20 protein-coding genes are annotated in these 18,374 nt (G+C 38.2%); 11 read left to right on the forward strand and 9 right to left on the reverse strand.

Features of this window, described 5'->3' with window-relative positions:
* The first annotated feature begins 401 nt into the window (after positions 1-401).
* Entirely contained in the window at positions 402-1,184 is a 783-nt protein-coding gene (locus BLS33_RS22285; protein WP_089895287.1) for an alpha/beta fold hydrolase, read from the forward strand.
* 243 nt (positions 1,185-1,427) lie between these two features.
* On the opposite strand, the gene BLS33_RS22290 is transcribed toward BLS33_RS22285, so the two are convergent.
* The 3 genes from BLS33_RS22290 to BLS33_RS22300 form a co-directional block, all read right to left on the reverse strand.
* On the reverse strand, positions 1,428-2,135 hold the full coding sequence (locus BLS33_RS22290; RefSeq protein ID WP_089895147.1) for a DUF4197 domain-containing protein: 708 nt from the start codon (positions 2,133-2,135) through the stop codon (positions 1,428-1,430).
* Positions 2,136-2,180: 45 nt separating this feature from the next.
* The gene (gene purU, locus BLS33_RS22295) at positions 2,181-3,032 is read right to left on the reverse strand and encodes a formyltetrahydrofolate deformylase (protein ID WP_089895149.1); all 852 of its coding nucleotides are present in this window, start codon (positions 3,030-3,032) and stop codon (positions 2,181-2,183) included.
* Positions 3,033-3,477: 445 nt separating this feature from the next.
* Entirely contained in the window at positions 3,478-3,882 is a 405-nt protein-coding gene (locus BLS33_RS22300; RefSeq protein ID WP_089895150.1) for a hypothetical protein, read from the reverse strand.
* Positions 3,883-3,992: 110 nt separating this feature from the next.
* Here BLS33_RS22300 and BLS33_RS22305 point away from each other — a divergent pair, with 110 nt between their 5' ends.
* The 4 genes from BLS33_RS22305 (at position 3,993) to BLS33_RS22320 (ending at position 7,767) form a co-directional block, all read left to right on the forward strand.
* Positions 3,993-4,451: an Lrp/AsnC family transcriptional regulator gene (locus tag BLS33_RS22305; protein ID WP_089895288.1), complete on the forward strand. Its 459-nt coding sequence runs from the start codon at positions 3,993-3,995 to the stop codon at positions 4,449-4,451.
* A gap of 154 nt (positions 4,452-4,605) precedes the next feature.
* Positions 4,606-5,430, forward strand: coding sequence for a mechanosensitive ion channel family protein (locus tag BLS33_RS22310; protein WP_089895152.1), 825 nt, complete (start codon positions 4,606-4,608; stop codon positions 5,428-5,430).
* Positions 5,431-5,602: 172 nt separating this feature from the next.
* Complete coding sequence (locus tag BLS33_RS22315; protein ID WP_089895155.1) at positions 5,603-7,015, forward strand: alpha/beta hydrolase; 1,413 nt, start codon at positions 5,603-5,605, stop codon at positions 7,013-7,015.
* Positions 7,016-7,116: 101 nt separating this feature from the next.
* The gene (locus BLS33_RS22320) at positions 7,117-7,767 is read left to right on the forward strand and encodes a DUF1684 domain-containing protein (RefSeq protein WP_089895157.1); all 651 of its coding nucleotides are present in this window, start codon (positions 7,117-7,119) and stop codon (positions 7,765-7,767) included.
* Positions 7,768-7,837: 70 nt separating this feature from the next.
* Here BLS33_RS22320 and BLS33_RS22325 read toward each other — a convergent pair whose 3' ends face one another.
* From BLS33_RS22325 to BLS33_RS24985, 5 genes are all read right to left on the reverse strand, one after another.
* Positions 7,838-8,911 carry an outer membrane beta-barrel protein gene (locus BLS33_RS22325; RefSeq protein WP_089895159.1) on the reverse strand — a complete coding sequence of 358 codons (1,074 nt, stop codon included), beginning with the start codon at positions 8,909-8,911 and terminating at the stop codon, positions 7,838-7,840.
* A gap of 125 nt (positions 8,912-9,036) precedes the next feature.
* Entirely contained in the window at positions 9,037-10,281 is a 1,245-nt protein-coding gene (locus BLS33_RS22330) for an ammonium transporter (RefSeq protein WP_089895161.1), read from the reverse strand.
* A gap of 28 nt (positions 10,282-10,309) precedes the next feature.
* On the reverse strand, positions 10,310-10,648 hold the full coding sequence (locus BLS33_RS22335) for a P-II family nitrogen regulator (protein WP_089895163.1): 339 nt from the start codon (positions 10,646-10,648) through the stop codon (positions 10,310-10,312).
* A 283-nt stretch (positions 10,649-10,931) separates the two neighbouring features.
* Complete coding sequence (gene crcB, locus BLS33_RS22340) at positions 10,932-11,303, reverse strand: fluoride efflux transporter CrcB (RefSeq protein WP_089895165.1); 372 nt, start codon at positions 11,301-11,303, stop codon at positions 10,932-10,934.
* A gap of 553 nt (positions 11,304-11,856) precedes the next feature.
* A complete protein-coding gene (locus tag BLS33_RS24985) occupies positions 11,857-12,027 on the reverse strand; it encodes a hypothetical protein (RefSeq protein WP_176801485.1) in 171 nt (56 codons plus the stop codon).
* Positions 12,028-12,473: 446 nt separating this feature from the next.
* Here BLS33_RS24985 and BLS33_RS22355 point away from each other — a divergent pair, with 446 nt between their 5' ends.
* Positions 12,474-12,860, forward strand: coding sequence for a pyrophosphohydrolase domain-containing protein (locus tag BLS33_RS22355; protein WP_089895171.1), 387 nt, complete (start codon positions 12,474-12,476; stop codon positions 12,858-12,860).
* 95 nt (positions 12,861-12,955) lie between these two features.
* Here BLS33_RS22355 and BLS33_RS22360 read toward each other — a convergent pair whose 3' ends face one another.
* Positions 12,956-14,020: a branched-chain amino acid aminotransferase gene (locus BLS33_RS22360; RefSeq protein ID WP_089895173.1), complete on the reverse strand. Its 1,065-nt coding sequence runs from the start codon at positions 14,018-14,020 to the stop codon at positions 12,956-12,958.
* 106 nt (positions 14,021-14,126) lie between these two features.
* Between BLS33_RS22360 and BLS33_RS22365 the strand changes: the two genes are divergently transcribed.
* The 5 genes from BLS33_RS22365 (at position 14,127) to dnaJ (ending at position 18,215) form a co-directional block, all read left to right on the forward strand.
* Positions 14,127-14,630, forward strand: a complete 504-nt coding sequence (locus BLS33_RS22365) for a DUF4920 domain-containing protein (protein ID WP_089895175.1) — start codon at positions 14,127-14,129, stop codon at positions 14,628-14,630.
* A 1-nt stretch (position 14,631) separates the two neighbouring features.
* Positions 14,632-15,291 carry a tRNA (5-methylaminomethyl-2-thiouridine)(34)-methyltransferase MnmC2 gene (mnmD, locus tag BLS33_RS22370; RefSeq protein ID WP_089895176.1) on the forward strand — a complete coding sequence of 220 codons (660 nt, stop codon included), beginning with the start codon at positions 14,632-14,634 and terminating at the stop codon, positions 15,289-15,291.
* A gap of 127 nt (positions 15,292-15,418) precedes the next feature.
* Complete coding sequence (locus BLS33_RS22375; protein WP_089895178.1) at positions 15,419-16,378, forward strand: TIGR01777 family oxidoreductase; 960 nt, start codon at positions 15,419-15,421, stop codon at positions 16,376-16,378.
* A 139-nt stretch (positions 16,379-16,517) separates the two neighbouring features.
* Positions 16,518-17,081, forward strand: coding sequence for a nucleotide exchange factor GrpE (locus BLS33_RS22380; protein WP_089895181.1), 564 nt, complete (start codon positions 16,518-16,520; stop codon positions 17,079-17,081).
* A gap of 9 nt (positions 17,082-17,090) precedes the next feature.
* Entirely contained in the window at positions 17,091-18,215 is a 1,125-nt protein-coding gene (dnaJ, locus tag BLS33_RS22385) for a molecular chaperone DnaJ (RefSeq protein ID WP_089895183.1), read from the forward strand.
* Positions 18,216-18,374: the final 159 nt, after the last annotated feature.

Below are 18,374 nucleotides of genomic sequence, written 5' to 3' on the forward strand. Positions count from 1 at the left end.
CAAATATACGGAGCAAAAAGAATTTTGGATCTTAGCATTCGTTGTATTTGACTAAAAATCGGTTCTTTTGATGATTTATTAACAAGGTGGTAATATCGTAGCTGATGATTTCGCTATTATAGTGTTAAAAGAAATGAGCATAGGTTAAGATCTCTGGTTAAAATATTTTGTCAAAGACGTTGGGAAATTTCAATTATTAATTCATCACAAGCTTTTGTTTTAGCTATAAATACTCAAATCAACATTTTTAAGAGGACTTATCTTACTTGATATGTTTTTTTATCCTATGTTGATGTGTATCTTCAAAATTGTTTGCTTTTTTTGTTCTCAAAAGAGCTACTGGATCGAAAGATTTAATACATTGCAATAACCCTTTTATCAGAGGGTTACGAGAGAACACTTTGCTTAATTACAACACATATCTTCATGAAAGTTCACGAACTTGGGTGACCTTCGTACATGGTGCGGGAGGCAGTTCTGCTATTTGGCACAAACAGATTCGCGAATTTAAGAATCATTTTAATGTTTTATTGTTAGACTTGCGGGGCCATGGTGATTCAAAACCAAGTTTTAAGGATGCTTTCAATGAAAGGTATGATTTCGATTCTATCACCAATGACATTGTCGAGGTCATCGACCATTTAGAAATTATCAAGTCACATTTTGTCGGTATTTCGTTGGGAACTGTCTTGATTAGAAACTTGGCCGAGAAGTATCCTGCCCGTGTAGAAAGTATGGTGCTGGGTGGGGCCATTTTGAAACTGGATTTTAAATTTAGGATGCTCTTAGGCTTGAGCGCTATTTTTAAATCTGTAGTGCCCTATATTTGGTTGTACAAGTTGTTTACGTTTGCCATAATGCCTGATAGTAATCATAAAGAGTCGCGCTTGTTACTTGTACGAGAGGCTAAAAAATTATATCAAAAAGAGTTTATACGTTGGTTTAAGCTAAGCGCCGATATTAATCCCTTACTGCGTTTATTTAGAGCTGCCGATATTGGTATACCTACACTATACGTTATGGGCGGGGAAGATCATCTTTTTCTTCCGTCAGTTAGAAGAATGGTAGAGCAACATAGCAAGTCTAGCTTGTTGCTGATTGAGCACTGTGGTCATGTGGTCAATGTTGAGCAATCACAACTATTCAACAATTTTGTTATTGGATATGTTTCCGATTTGAATTAAAAGGATTGTCGCACCGAAATAGGTTGTGGAAATCTTAAAAAGGCAAAAAAATCCAATAAAAAAACCGGCGCTCCCACCGGTTTTAAACTAACTAACTTAAAAAATTACTAACTCAAATAACTCGGTACAAAAGTCCATTAGAACTACGTAACAAAGGTTAACTAAAGATTAGCAATTTGTTACTTTTGTATGTGTAAGATTAAACGACAGAAAGCACTTAATATTGTTGATTGACCAAGGTTTTTACATGCGGTCTTGCAGTGCAAAAACCTTTCTTAAAAGGTCTGTGGTTCTTGAAGAAGTCTTGGTGCGAATTTCATTTTCTTCGACTGCAATCATCGTGTAAACTCCTTGCAATGCTTCTTGGGTTACATAGTCGGTAAGGTCAGGGTTCACACTACTCGTCAAGGGTAAGTTGTTGTATTTGGTAATCAAGTTCGCCCATATTTTGTCAGCGCCCACTTTTTCAAAAGAGTTTTTGATTACGGGGCTAAACTTATTATAAAGTTCGGCCTGTGTGGCTTTTGTCAGATATTGTGTAGCTGCATCGTTACTGCCTAAGAGAATATTTTTGGCGTCATCAAAGGTGATGCCTTTTACGGCATTGACAAAAATAGGGGTAGCTTCTCCCACAGCATCTTCGGCAGCACGGTTCAAAACTTTTAGTCCTTCATCTGCCAATTTGCCTAAACCTATATTGCGAAGTGTATTATCTACCTTTTGAAGTTCCTCTGGCAACATTATTTTTACCAGTTCATTCTTAAAAAAACCATCGGGCTGGGTAAGTTTGCTGACCTGTTTATCTATTCCCTTATCCAGTGCTTCTCTCAATCCACTAGCAATTTCTGCATTGCCCAGTCCTTCTTGAGGTAATTGGTTTATGACTTGTTGTAGTTCTCCGCAGGCCAAAAATTGAAACGCGGCAAATAGTAAAATGATTTTTTTCGACATGATGTTCAAGTATTTAATAGGCTTTGAAAGCCTTCTACTTTTACATTACGAAAAAATAACTGTTTTATTGTTGTAGACCATAGTCTTACGTTGCACATGAAGCCGTACTGCTCTGGCGAGCACGATTTTTTCGAGATCTCTTCCTTTGTCCATGAGGTCTTTAATTGTGTGGGAGTGTGATACGGTGGTTACATCTTGTTCGATAATAGGGCCGGCATCAAGTTCTACAGTAACATAATGACTGGTTGCCCCGATAATTTTAACACCCCGCTCAAAAGCGGCATGGTAAGGTTTGGCCCCTGCGAAGGCAGGTAGAAAAGAATGATGTATGTTGATGATGTTGTTTGGATATCTGTTTATTATTTTATCGGTTACGATTTGCATATACCGGGCAAGAACGATAAAATCAACACCATGTTCTTCCATAAGTTCCAACTGCCTCGCCTCGGCAGTTTCTTTTGTTGCCTTGGAAACTGGAATATGATAAAAAGGAACATCGAATTGTACGGCAATAGGTTCTAAATCAATATGATTGCTTATGATGAAAGGGATTTCTACTGCAAGCTCCCCCGAACGAAATCGACTCAATAAATCATATAGACAATGGTTGTATTTTGATACGAACAACGCCATTTTTGGTTTCACATTTTGTAAATGGATCTCGTACTGCATTTGGTAAGGATTGGCCAGCGTTGAAATAAATTCGTTTTCGAACATTTCCATTATTGGTGAATTATCCTCAAAATCACATTCCAGACGCATAAAAAATACACCTGCCTGCTTGTCAACATGTTGGTCGAGGTATACGATATTCCCTCCTTTGGTGTGAATAAAAGTAGTAACGGCACGTATAATTCCCGATTTATCGGGACAATTGATAAGAATAGTCGTTTTCACGGTGTTCGCTTTTGAGTAGATAAAAGTAGAATATTTAAAATTTAGGTTTTCCTTTCAGGAAACTTTTTTAAAATTCTGATTGGAACCGATTGTTAGTTGCACTTTTTGCAAAGCATAGCAACAAAAGTGGTCTTTTCTTGAAGATGAAGCAAATTTAACATCATAGTCCCAGTTATAATGTTCGTTTTCAAGTGCAAATTTAATTTATAGCCGGCCATTATGACTTTACAATTAGGGCGAAACCCAATGTTTTTCATGACCTGAATTAAAATCAATTATATGGTTCAGAGGCGCAATACACCGGAAATAGATGATTGTGCTATTCGAGTAGGGATGAATTTCATTTTATTAAGGTAGACACAATAAATTTTAAAGATATTTGTAGGATTTACTTCTATTAGCGGTTAGTGTCGACCTATCTTGTAGTAATGATTAATAGATGTAATTATAGATCTCCTCCGTTGCGAAGTGATTTTCGCCATTCCTTAAACGATTTTCGAAAACTTCTGACTTCTTGACGAAGCAGGTTTAGGTATTCTTTTTCTTTAACGCCATCGTGTTCAAGTCCTCTGCAATACGAATTGATATTGCGAATCATGATATTAATAAAAGTGGCACTTTTCATTCTTTCGGCAGGACAATTGGAATATTCCGCCTGCGCAATTTTTTTGGGTATCAAAATAGCATCGGTGAGTAATGAATCGGCAATAATATCTCTAAGGCTGTTAGATTTGTAAAGCTTCAATAAATCCTTGTTAAAGGAAACATACGAAGCAATTTCCCTGCTTATGATACAGAGATCCAAAGCCTTCCGATAAACCGGAATCGAACGTAAAGAATTGTGGGACATCTTGTTATAGCAATTTAATAGTATAAAGTTACGGCCGAATCATGGATTTTGTCTTTATAATCAAAAGCATTTTTGTAATTTTACTTTATATTATAAAATATTTTGGGAGAATGGCTTCGAATGTAAAGATAGATGATTTAAACTGGAAGATACTCAAATGTCTTCAGCAAAATGGTCGTGAATCTTTTGCAAATATTGGTCGTGAAATAGGTCTTACGCCCCCTGCCGTGGCAGAACGTGTAAAGAAGATGGAAGATGTGGGCATTTTGCAAGGGTATAATGCAAAAGTTTCTCATTCGTTGACAGGCCACCATCTGAAAGCAATCATTACCCTTCGTGCTTTCATGGGGAAATTAAAGCCTTTTTTGTCCATTGTCACAACCTACAAAGAAGTAATCAATTGTTATCGAATAACGGGTAATGAAAACATTGTGATGGAAGTTGTGCTCAAGGATCAATTCCATTTAGAAAAGTTTATAGACAAGCTTATAAAGTATGGTGAGACCCGAACGCATATTATATTGTCGAACGTGATTTCAAATGCCCCCATCGAAAGGGGTGATTTTTGAATTCAATTTCATTAGTTGTAAGGTATGTAGGCTTGCGCGATGTCAATAATGACCATCTCTACTGTTTGTAAGATTTATGTTGGCTCGAAAATGCGCGGCATATAAAAACCTCTAAATGTTTGTCGGTAAACAATTTAATCATTTATTTTAGTCCATGGATTGGAACAGAATGGACGAATACCTCCAAATAGCCGTAGATAAGGCTGTATTCTTTTTGCCAAGAATTGTTGCTGCAGGCGTTATACTTTGGATAGGATTTAAGATAGTAAGGAAAATTGTCGATTTGACTAAACTGGCGTTGACCAAGGCTGGGTTCTCAGAAACTATACGTCCTTTTCTTTCGTCTACTGTAGGAATAATTCTCAAGGGTGCCGTGCTTTTTATCATTGCTTCGGTTATTGGTGCAGATCTTACAGGCTTGTTCGCTATTCTTGCAGCCGCGGCTTTTGCCATAGGTATGGCATTGCAAGGCAGCTTGGGCAACTTTGCGTCGGGTATATTGTTATTGACCTTGAAACCTTACAAGGTCGGGGATTGGATCCAACTTGAAGATAAGTTCGGAAGGGTTCAAGAAATTGGTATTTTTAGTACAGACGTATTGACGCCTGGGAATAAAATATTGATTATTCCCAATTCTAAAATAACCGATACGGTGGTAACCAACTATTCAGAAAAAGGGATGATACGTCTCGAGCTAATGGTCTCTATGCCTTATGCCGAAAGTTTTCCGAAAGTTAAATCGATTATTGAAGAAGCACTCTTTCCAATTTCCAAAATACTGAATGACCCCCAAGTTGAAATAGGAATCAATACGTTTGACTCCCATAGTATTGAACTATTGGTTCGACCATATGTTTTGCCCGATGATTTTTGGGAAGTCACATTCGATGCTTACGCCGCGATTAAAAAAGCATTCAATAATAATAACATTAGTGTTGCCTACTCTGAAGGTATTGAAATTGGCGCGATAGGGGAGTAGTTGTCCGATGTAAATATTCTGCCAAAAAATGCGCTTCGCACAAATAGGTAAGTATTTGTTGATGCGCAGAGAACAACAATACAATATGGTACATCTGTTTCTGAAAATATCGATGGTTATCTGTAACTTTGTTTTATTGGCCTTTGGCTAGATTTTTGATGACTCCTTTTATATGAAGCGAATCTTAGTATTGTTAGTCCTCGGTATAACCTTTTCTTCTTCCGCGCAGCAAATGGCATTAAAGAAGGGGGTGGTCATTGACGGAATCAAGGTTAACGATTCCTTGCCTGAAAGTTATGCCCTTTTTCTTCCTTCTAATTTTGACACCTCCAAGAAGTGGCCCGTGGTCTTCATCTTTGATATGGATGGAAGGGGTAAACAGGTCACAGGTATGTTTAGTCGTGCCGGTGAGCAGCAAGGGTATATTTTGGCTGCGTCGAATAATCTTCGTGACAGCCTGTCGATTTCCCAGAATGTCTTGATTGCCAATCGTATGTTCCGTTCTTTGTTATCGTTGTTGCCAATAGCCGAAAAAAGAATATATATGGCCGGGTTTTCTAGCGGGGCCCAATTGGCTTCTTTGATACCAACATTTATAAAAGGTGTGGGCGGCGTGATTTCCTGTGGTGCTACAATTGCCAATATGGATGTTTTGAGTAGCAAGAACCCCTTTCATTATATCGGTATCGTCGGTGATGAAGATTACAACTATCAGAATATGCTCAATGCCGCACAATTTTTGGATAAATTGAAGTTTCCGAACCAACTTTTGATATTTGAAGGAGGCCATGAGTGGCCAACCACTGATTATTTATCGAAGGCCATGGAGTATCTTACGGTGTCTGCCATGGGTAAGGGTTCTGTACCAAAAGACAAGACCTTTATCGATGAAAGTTTTGATAGAAATCTGGGCGATGTCAGTGCGCTGATTACTTCGAACAAGCCATTGCGGGCGAACCATGCACTCGAAGAATTGATGGAGTTGTATAAACCCCATAAAAGTATTGATTCTTTAAAAGATAGTGGCAAAACACTTAGAAAAAGTAAGTTGTTCAAAACCCAGAACCGCAATCAAAATACCATTTTCTTTAAGGAGAATCTTATTAAGGACGATTACTCTTATTATTTGGAAGAAGATATTCTTACCTATAATTATAACAATCTGGGTTGGTGGAACTATCAGATGGAAGAATTGAAAAAATATGATAGAAGTTCCAATTTATTCGAGCGAAAAATGGGAAAACGGCTTAAAGGGTATTTGAACGCTCTTATCGCTGATAATATAGATATGTTGAGGGCTGAAGAAGTTATAGATGAAGAGGCCCTGAACTTTTTGTGGATGTTAAAAACCATAACGGACCCAGCGGATTATTCGTTCTACCTTAAGATTATTTCATACAGTGCCAAAAATGAAGATTATGGTACATCGCTATTTTATCTCGAGGAATTGTTCAAAAACGGGTATACCGATAAAAATGAGTTATATGCGTTGGAAGGTACGGCCCTATTGCGTATAACTCCTGAATTTAATACTATTGTGGAAAAATATCTAAAATCGGCACGATACGATATCCTTGAAGAATAACGAGAACTTAAGGTTGATTGCAGTCCAAAAGAGCTACGGAAATATATTCCTGATAATGTTCATTTAGAATATTATTGATTAATTAGCGAAAAAAATAAGGTTTGAAACATTACGTACTCCCTCTTCTTTTAATACTCTTTCTATCCTGTCGACAAGAGAAGAAATACCATGACTTGAAAGAAAAGAACGAAGCTGTCGGCCAGAGCAATACCGTTCAGCTGATTTTTGAATTTCAAAAAGGACTTGATGAAGAATTCAAAGATCCCGAAGCCTCTCCCTTGCCAGATCGTTATCGAAAAAATTTTGAGGGATTGGATTTTTTTGCGCCTGACACCAATTATGTAGTCAAGGCTAAATTTGAAAGAACTCCTGAAGCACTGCCCTTTTTAATGCCGACCACGACCGGCGAAAACTCGGAAGAATCTGTTTATGGTATTGCGCATTTTGATTTGAATGGGAAATCGCACCAGCTTGAGATTTATCAAAATAAAGAATTAATGTTGCAAGACAGGTATAAAGAGTATTTATTCTTGCCATTTACAGATCAAACAAATGGAGAGGAGACTTATACGGGTGGTCGGTATATTGATTTGTCAATACCCGCAGGTGATACCATTATCATTGATTTCAACAGGGCTTACAACCCCTATTGCGCCTATAACAAAAAATACTCTTGCCCGATAGTACCCAGTGTAAATGCTTTGGATACCAAGATTCTGGCAGGTGTAAAGGCATTCAAACAAAAACCCTGACACGGGTTGTGTCAGGGTTTTGCTACTTAAACTTAATATATATTCAACTAACAATCAATTAATGGTTGTCTTAGAAAGAGTAAACGGCAGCCAATACAAAAGATGATAGGCTCTTTTGAGGATTTAAATCACTATCTAAAAAGAGAGCAGAATCATCAGAAGCGTTATCTAATCGTAATTCAGGCTTGATCATCAAATTTCCAATGGTAGCACTTCCAGTAAGTGTTACAGCAAAGACGCTAGAGTCTTCGACACTTGTTCCGATGGCACCGAAAGCACCTGTCTCAACAAAATACTCACCTCTAAGTCCTAATGTGAACGTTTCCGAGGTTTTTAATTGTGGGTAAAGTGCGGCACCTGCGAAACCAGTATCATCCGCTCCATCGAAATAAGCAGCATTAATACCTAAAAAGAAATCATCCGATAAATCAAAACCGCCGGTATAATCTACTTCGTACGAACCGTTATCGATTAGCAGGTTCAAATATTGGCCACTGTACCCAAGCTGTGCACCGTAGGCGTATTTTCCTGTAATGTTCAACTCGGTAACATCAGTTTGGTTCATAAAGGCCAACATCAAGCTAAAATCATCTGACAAGGCAAAATCAGCTTTAATCCCAGTATGTGAGAAGGGGCCGTATGAGAATAAATACGAGGTGCTGTAATTGAAATTAGCAACCGGAGAAATAACCTCATATCCTAAAAAGGTGTTAAAGTTACCCACAGTTAATGTAACAGCGTCACTTACATTCCAGTAGGCATATAATTGATTGACAATATTTCCTGTTGCGGAGTAAATTGGAGATGCAAAAATAGCATCTGTACCTCTTGGTCCAAAGACTAAGTCAGCAACGAAACCGGCCTTTTCTCCTTCATATGAAGCAATAATGTTGGCCATACCCAAGGCAAAACCGGGTAGATTGGCAAATGATGATCCTGGTGCGGCATAAGGTGCGCCTGCCTCTTCATCAAAGCTGTTGTTCGCATTAAGATTCGCTCTGTAGTAAGCATCGATAGAGCCACTAAGAGAGAACTTTTTAGCATCTTCACTTTCGTCGTCTTGGGCAAAAACTGTAGTTCCTAAAAGTATAATGGCTAGAAAACCTAAATTTTTTATGTACTTTGTATTTGTAATCGCTTTCATATTTCAATGATTTAGATATCCTTGGTTTAAGGATGTTTTATTAGTTTGTTTGAAATTTTGATATTGATTTATCGAAAAGAGGATTATGTAACGGAGCGTTCTGCCAAACGCTCCGTTTTTTTTTTTTATCTATCGTTCATTCTGAAATCGGCATAAGAGTCCATGCCGTGTTCGTGAATGTCTAGTCCTTCAAGTTCTTCTTCTTTGGAAACCCTGATTCCCATAGTCGCTTTCAAGGTGTAGATAATAATAAATGCTGTGATCATGCAGAAAACGCCTGTTGCACCAATACCAGCTAATTGATAAAGAATCTGGTCGATACCGGCCTTGTCGCCGAAGATACCCACGGCCAACGTACCCCATATACCACAAATAAGGTGTACGGTTACTGCGCCCACAGGGTCATCTAACTTAACTTTGTCTATTAAAGCGACACCAAAGACGATTACAGCTCCTGCAATAACCCCAATGGCTATTGCCTCTAGAGGCGACATAAGGTCGGCACCTGCCGTTATACCTACAAGTCCGCCTAAGATTCCGTTGAGCATCATGGTCAAATCAAAGTTTTTGTACATAAAGGTCGAAATAGCAAATGCTGATACCCCACCTGCAGCTGCAGCCAATGATGTAGTTACGAGTACCAAGGAAGTTAATCCTGGATCAGCTGAAAGTACAGAGCCACCGTTAAATCCAAACCAACCCAACCAAAGTATCAATACCCCGGCCGCGGCCAAAGGAATATTGTGGCCAGGAATGGCTTTCGCTTTTCCGTCGCTTCCAAACTTGCCTATACGAGCACCTAGTAGATAAATGGCGACTAAAGCGCCCCAGCCCCCTACGGAGTGCACAAGTGTTGAACCGGCAAAGTCATGAAATCCACCGTTCTCACCACCAATGGTAGAAAGGAAGCCTCCGCCCCACTGCCAAGACCCTACGATGGGGTAGACGAGACCGACATAAATAAGTACGAATATCATAAAAGCACCTAATTTGATACGTTCTGCGACGGCGCCTGAAACAATTGTAGCTGCCGTGGCGGCAAACATGGCCTGAAACAGAAAATCTGTCCAATACGTATAACCTCCATCGGCATAATCAGGTGTCAAGCCCCCCTCGGGAAGTGCAATGCCAAAGCCTGCGAAACCAAGAAAGCCATTGAATTCACCTGGGTACATTAAATTAAAGCCCCCGATATAGTAAAGTAATATGCCGACGCATATTATAAAGACATTTTTAAAAAGTATATTGATTGTATTTTTTTGTCTGGTCAATCCGATTTCTAGAAAAGCAAAGCCGGTATGCATAAAGAAAACCAAGGCTGTGCACACCATCATCCAAACATTATTTGCGGTAAATAGTCCTGCATCCATAATTATAAAAGTTTTGTTAAGTTTTAGATTAGTTTATTCCAGAATGGCCACTTTCTTTCGTTCTGATTCGGTAAGCTTCCAGAACGTCGGAAACAAATATTTTGCCATCGCCAACATTTCCGGTATAGGCTGACTCTAAAATGGCGCTTACAGCTCTGTCTAAAAATTCGTCAGAGACTACTATAGAAAGATACCGTCTCTGAATGTCGGTAGTACTATAGGAGATGCCTCTGTAGACATGGCCTTGTTTTTCATTTCCTACTCCGGTTACATCCCAGTAACTAAAGAAGTTCACCTCGATTGAATGCAATGCCTCTTTGACATCGTCAAATTTGGATTTTCTGATAATTGCTTCGATTTGCTTCATAATTGTTTGTTATTTACTCGGCAAATATAAATTAAAACACAATACCCCATAAAAAATGAGGGGGTGCATCGTAGATTTTTATTCATATTTCAAAGTATACCCTAAAATTTTATGGGTATGACATTTTAAATGATGAAAATCGGTTATTTTATGATTGACCTATGAAAGATGTGCTATAAAAACTTTAAAACGTAGGAATACCCATCGGGTTTCTGCAAAACTCTTGAGAATTTCGCATTTGAACCCGCGAATTATTAAAAAGTGATAAAAAATAAAGTATGGTTTATAGGACTTTTGAAAGCCAAAGGCCAAAAGCGACCGCGGCTATGCCCACGATTATGCTCGATAACATATATATCGAAAAATGCAAAAGTTCGCCTGCAGTCAATAATGAATGCTTCTCAAATGCAAATGTAGAAAATGTTGTAAATCCACCGCAGAACCCGGTAGATAGTAATAAAGTTTGGTTCTGGCTGAGTAAATTGCCCTTAAAGGAAAGTCCTAAGATAATTCCTATCAATACGCAGCCTATAATATTGACTAAGAATGTTCCTAAAAAAAAGTATTGAAAATACGGATTGAGCGTTTTGGAGATTACATATCTCAAAAGGCTTCCCAGACCACCACCGAGAAAAACGAGTAATAATTGTTTCACACCCTAAAGGTATAAAACTATACGGCTTTCTTGTATTCGGAAGAAATTAAATCTAGAGGATAGATTTTTGATTCTGATGCCGTTGAGACGTTAGAAGTTGTTTTCTTAGTCACTTGGTTTGTTCCCTTAAGACTGAAAACCATCATTATGGCATTTAAACCTATTAATATGAAAAGTATAGTAAAAAAAGTTATCATTTTATTGCCCCTTTGAATGAATAACGCAAAATTATGTTATTTGTTATGTTATACGTTGAAAATCGATTTTATGTTGTCAATAATCAAATTTTTGTGGGAAAATCAATTTTTTTGTTATTTTGTAATTGATTACGCAATACAGAAAAGGATTATTAAAGGATTAAGAAGAAATACACGATCTTTTATGAGAACATCTAACTTTTGAGAGGTTAAAAATCACTTTTATTTGAAGGAAATAGAAGTCTCTATCAAAAAAAAGCCGCTGTCGCGACGAATAACCCCCTAGCTTTTTTAATATACCTAAGGTAATAGAACTCTATTGTGGGGTGAAAGTAAGGGTGTTAAGAGAAATTAAATTACTTTTTCTTCTTAGAGGAAGTGAAGCGTTTTCTATATATTTCTGACAATGCCGTATTCAATTTTTGGTTTTCGTTTTGGTCTACACCTTGAACTTGATTATGATTTAAAATGAATAGTACGCTGTTGATAATTGCCAAGAATAACAAAATAATTAAAAAAATAGCCATTTGTTTAAATTTTATTCAAATATATGACTATATATTGTTTTTTTCTAATGTTAAAGTAAAAATTGTTGTGAATTAATCAATTTCGGCATAAATACTTATAGGGGTAGTAGCTAAAATCTTTATTAATAAAGTAAAGTAACCCCTGATACATAGGGTGGGCTAAGAAATTTTTTTATTCCGAGTTCTCTTGGAAAAATAACGAGTCTTAACTTAGTTTTAATTCTTCAGTGCATATTTTATAAAAAACAGAATACCAATAAAAATAAAGAAAGCAACAGCGACCCACACAGCTCCCTTGTAGTTTTTGGCATGTAACTTTTTATCTTTCCGGTATGTGAAAAAAATTGCCACAGCGAAGACAATTACGAAAAGCCCGGCGAAAATCATTTGTCCTTTACTGAACATATTGTTTACTTTTACGCAAAGCTAAACTAAAAGCATAAAAGATGAAGCAAAAGATTGCAGCTGTTGAGGTTTTTCATAAATCGTTCGGATTGGGAGTATCAGAAAATATGAAAGCCAATTTGGGGGCCGATAAAAATTTGTTGCGGTTTAACCTAATGGACGAGGAGAACAAGGAATATTTTGAAGCAGCGAACAATAATGATTTAATTGAAGTGGCCGATGCTCTTGGTGATATGCTCTACATTCTTTGCGGAACCATTTTGGAACACGGTATGCAGCATAAGATAGAAGAAGTATTTGAAGAAATACAGCGAAGTAATATGAGTAAATTGGGTGCTGACGGCAAACCTATATATAGAGAAGATGGTAAGGTGCTAAAGGGCCCTAATTATTTTAAACCTAATATTCAAGATGTCTTGGATAAATAATCTTAAAAAAAAGAGCACCCGAAAGGGTGCTCTTTTTTACTCATAAAGTTCACTACAGAAATTTTAGAAACAATAATAGTTTCCTTGAACTTAATTTAAACCTTGTAGCGCCATCCGAATTTATCTTCCGCTTTGTTATATTGAATGTCCGTAATACGTTTTTTCAACCTACTTGCGTAGCTATTCTCTAGTTCTGGAAGGTCATAGTCGGCATCTCTATAACCAAAACTGGATATTGGTGAGACAACTGCGGCGGTACCTGCCCCGAACATTTCTTTAAGTGTTCCGTTTTTCGAAGCTTCAACAACTTCACTTACCGTAATTTTTCGAACTTCTACAGGTATGCCCTCGTCTTTTGCAATTTCCAATATGCTCTTGCGGGTAATGCCATCTAATATGCGGTCACTGGTGGGCCCGGTTATCAAGGTGTCATTAATTCGAATAAAAATATTCATGGCGCCAGCTTCCTCGATGTACTCGTGGTTGTTATCATCTGTCCAAATAACCTGCTGGTATCCTTTTTCATTCGCCAATTGGGTAGGATAAAATTGTCCTGCATAATTACCACCCGCTTTGGCATAGCCAACGCCGCCATTAGCTGAACGTGAGTATTTTTCTTCTATCAAGACCTTTACCTTACCTGAAAAATAGGATCCCGAAGGTGCACAGGCAATAATGAATTTGAATTCATTGGCGGGAGAGGCATGGAAACCTGTTCCAGAAGCCAACATGAATGGTCTAATATAAAGTGAACTACCTTCAGAAGTCGGAATCCATTGCTCGTCGGTTCGCAATAGGGCTTTTAAGCCTTCCATAAAATATTCTTCCGGCAATTCTGGTATGGCCATTCGATGTGCCGAAATATTCAATCTCTTCTGATTTTCCAAAGGCCTAAAAAGCCAAGTAGCACCGTCTGCATCTTTATAGGCTTTCATTCCTTCGAATATCGACTGGCCATAATGAAAAATCTTCGCTGAAGGTTCTAGGCTAATAGGTTGGTAAGGCATTACTTTAGGAGTTTCCCACACACCATTTCGGTAATCACAGACCAACATATGATCAGTAAATACGTTTCCGAAAGATAGATTATTAAAATCAACTTGCCCGATTTTCGATTTCTCGGCGCGCTCAACTAGAACTTTTAGTGTGGTAGTATCCATTGTAATTAAATTTAAAAGATTAAAATTAATTAATTATGACAACTAGTTCTTCTTTTTTAGTGCAAAATTGCCCAGTTTTGTGGTAGTTGCATTAATTTCACGGTATATGAGAGATTTTACTATTTTCCTGCTTGTTTTGCTAATCTTTTTCTCTTGTGTTGGACAAGAAACCAAGAAAGCCCTAAACAGTGTATCGAACATAACCGGTAATTTTTCTTCTTTTGGTGAGAAAATACAGGCAGATGCCTATGTTTCAAGCGTTGTGATGTCAGAGAAATATGCGTCCTTGGCTATAAATGATACCGTAGCAAGTAAATTTTATGGACAAGTAATCGATGTTTGTCAGGCCAAAGGTTGCTGGATGCGATTGCAGCTGAACGATTCTTCGACAACTATGGTGCGTTTTAAAGACTATGGATTTTTCATGCCAAAAGATATTGCCGGGAAAACGGTTATTGTGAATGGATTGGCCTTTGTGGAAGAAATGACGGTAGCCGATCAGCAACATTATGCGACCGACGCAGGAAAGTCTAAAGAGGAAATTGCCCAAATTACCGAATCAAAAAAAATGTACGGTTTTGAGGCAAATGGAGTACTTCTAAAAAAGTAATGTGGAGCGCGAAATAATTACTACTGGAGATGGTTCTAAAACCATACATATTAAAGAATGGAACGAGCAATATCATTCTAAACATGGGGCTATACAAGAAGCTTATCATGTATTTGTCAAACACGGACTTTCCCTTTTTGAAAATCGTGACCTATCTGTTCTAGAGGTTGGTTTTGGAACAGGGCTCAATGCGTTCATCACTTTCTTAGAAGCGAGAAACAATGGTTTGAAAGTGCGGTACACGGGGGTCGAGCTCTATCCTATTGAAGAAGCCGAAATTCAGGCACTCAATTATACGGCTCAATTGAAGGTTGATAATTTTGCCGACGTTTTTTTGAAAATGCATAGTTCTGATTGGGAACGGGAAATAAAGATTAGCGATGATTTTTTTCTGCGTAAAGAACAAAAAGATTTCAAGGAAATCAATGCCGAAAATGAATTTGACCTTGTATACTTCGACGCTTTTGGGGCAAGGGTGCAACCGGAAATGTGGAGCGAAGCTATTTTTTTAAAAATGTATCAAGCCATGCGCAAAAACGGTGTTTTGGTCACATATGCGGCAAAAGGAAGTGTGCGCCGTGCGATGCAAGCCGTTGGGTTTGTCGTTGAAAGACTACCGGGCCCACCTGGCAAACGAGAAATGCTTAGGGCAAAAAAATAAAATTTTCACATCGATAAAAGTTAAATACCAGCCTTAAACCTTTGGAAATTAACACAAGTTTAAAGAACACTGTTAAATCGAAATTAAACCTGAAGCTTTCCGTTACTAAAACCCCTATTTTTGATGTATGAGGGTATTGATTACAGGAGCAACAGGGTTAGTTGGTAGCGAAATAGTACGCTTGTGTCATGAGCGTAATATTTTTGTAAACTACTTGACGACCAATTCCAAAAAAGTGGTCTCGAGAGAAAATTATCAAGGATTTCTCTGGAACCCAAGTCGCGGTGAAATCGATTTGGAATGCTTTAAAGATGTAACTGCTATTATCAACTTGGCAGGTTCTACTATTTCAAAAAGGTGGACACCCCGAAATCGAAAGGCAATCATCAAGAGTAGGGTCAATTCGTTACGAACGTTATATCAGGCCCTTGAAAAAATTGATAAGAGCCGAATTGTTTCGTTGGTGTCAGCCTCTGCCATTGGCGTGTATCCCCATTCATTTGACAGGTATTATGTGGAGGATGAAAAGCAGGTAGATGATAGTTTTTTAGGTGAGGTTGTACAAATTTGGGAAAAAGAAGTGGATGCCTTTAAGAAGCTTGACTTGAAGGTTTCGAAAGTACGCATAGGTTTGGTAATGTCTCTGAAAGGTGGCGCGCTACCTGAAATGGCAAAACCAATAAAGAACTACGTTGGGGCACCTATAGGTAGTGGTGAGCAATGGCAATCGTGGATACATATTTCCGATTTGGCCCGAATTTTTTTATACGTAGTTGATAATGAGCTTAAAGGAGTGTACAATGGGGTGGGTCCCAACCCTGTTTCTAATACAAAATTGGTAAAAGAGATTGCGAAAGTATTGGATAAGCCTCTTCTTTTGCCGAAAATCCCAAAGTTTGTTTTGCAACTATTACTCGGTAAAATGTCTTATTTATTATTAGCCAGTCAACGAGTAAGCAGTAAGAAAATTGAAGAAGAAGGTTTTGTTTTTGAATACCAGAATATTTGTCGTGCTCTTGATGAAATTTATGAAGGTGGCGAGGGCATGCTATCGAATTCGGTAAGTACCAAGCAATATGTGCCTTAAAAGGGTATTTTGATTTCAGTTTTAGTTATTATATCCGCCACTGGCGGATTTTTTTTTAAAGTTTGGTGACATTATGACATTTTTGAAGAATTGGCAGTACTTTTGCCGTCTGAAAATTGTGTATTTAAACTTGTATTAAATGAGCAAAGAAAGCAAAGCAGAAGATATAGAAGACGTGTTATCACAAAAGGAATCTACAGAAGAGACGTCCTCTGATAATACTGAAAATCGAATGGAAGAACAAGACGAAAGATCTGAAGAGGAGAAACTTCGGGAAGAGCTCGGAAAAGAGAAAGATAAGTTTTTAAGGCTTTTTGCTGAATTCGAGAATTATAAAAGACGCACCTCCAAAGAACGTATGGACTTGTTTAAGACTGCAGGCCAAGAAGTTATTGTAAGTTTGTTGCCTGTGTTAGATGATTTTGATCGTGCTCTTAATGAGCTTGCGAAGTCAGAGGATAAGGAAATGTTCAAAGGTGTTGAACTTATAAGGGTGAAATTCCGTGAAACGCTGAAATCAAAAGGTTTGGAAGAACTGGAAGTGGAGCAGGGCGATACCTTTGATGCAGAGGTTCATGATGCCATTACGCAAATACCTGCACCTAACAAAAACCTTAAAGGAAAGATAATAGACGTCGTTGAGAAGGGCTTTAAATTGGGCGACAGAATCATTCGTCACCCAAAAGTGGTCGTCGGAAACTAAAATAGCGGGATGAAGGAAGACTATTATGACATATTGGGCATAAGTAAAAATGCCACTGCGGCCGAAATAAAAAAGGCGTATCGAAAAAAGGCATTGGAGCACCACCCTGATAAGAATCCAGGGAATACCAAGTCTGAAGAGATGTTCAAAAAATCTGCTGAAGCCTATGAGGTTTTGAGCAATGCCGATAAAAAGGCTCGTTATGATCAGTTCGGTCATGCAGCCTTTGAAGGAGCTGGTGGTTTTGGCGGCGGCGGCATGAACATGGATGACATTTTCAGCCAGTTTGGTGATATTTTTGGAAGTGCTTTTGGTGGTGGAGGTGGATTTAGTGGCTTTGGAGGCTTCAGCGGCGGTGGTCAACGAAGGGTCAAAGGGAGCAACCTAAGAATTCGCGTAAAACTGACCTTGGAAGAGGTAGCTAACGGTGTTGAAAAGAAAGTTAAGGTTCGCAGAAAAGTACAGGCGGAAGGTGTTACATATAAAACATGTAGTACATGTGCTGGTAGAGGCCAAGTAACGAAAATCACCAATACGATTTTAGGTCGCATGCAAACAGCTACTACATGTAATGTTTGTGGAGGTAGTGGAGAGATTTTAGATAAACGTCCCAGTGATGCAGATGCCCAAGGGCTTCGTATCGAAGAAGAAACGGTGTCTATAAAGATACCTGCAGGTGTTGAAGAAGGCATGCAGCTGAAAGTGCCTGGGAAAGGTAATGAAGCGCCGGGCAATAGTGTTCCAGGTGATTTATTGGTGGCCATCGAAACCAAAGATCACGATACCTTGAAAAGGGAAGGTGATAATCTCCATTACGACTTGTACGTCAGCATTTCTGAAGCCGTTTTAGGTACTTCGAAAGAAATTGATGCCGTAGGGGGTAAAGTCAGAATAAAATTGGAACCGGGCATTCAGTCGGGTAAAATTTTACGTTTACGCGGAAAAGGTATTTCTAGTATCAATGGCTACGGAAGTGGCGATTTGTTGGTGCATGTAAATGTGTGGACACCAAAGGAGCTGAACAAAGAACAAAAAGAGTTTTTTGAGCGGATGAGCGGAAATGATAATTTTGAACCTAAACCCGAGAAATCTGACAAGTCTTTCTTTGAAAAAGTGAAGGATATGTTCTCCTAGGGAATATTAATTTTGATTTTAAATAAAAAACGTATATTTGATTTAATATTGGGAAACCAGTATTAATTTTCTTTTTCATAGCAATTTTTTTCCCATCCTTAAATTTTTAAGGGTGGGTTTTGTTTTTATGATAATTTCTCTTTGTAGTGAAAAAGGTTG

The organism is Kriegella aquimaris (assembly GCF_900103215.1).
GTDB classification, from domain to species: Bacteria; Bacteroidota; Bacteroidia; order Flavobacteriales; family Flavobacteriaceae; genus Kriegella; species Kriegella aquimaris.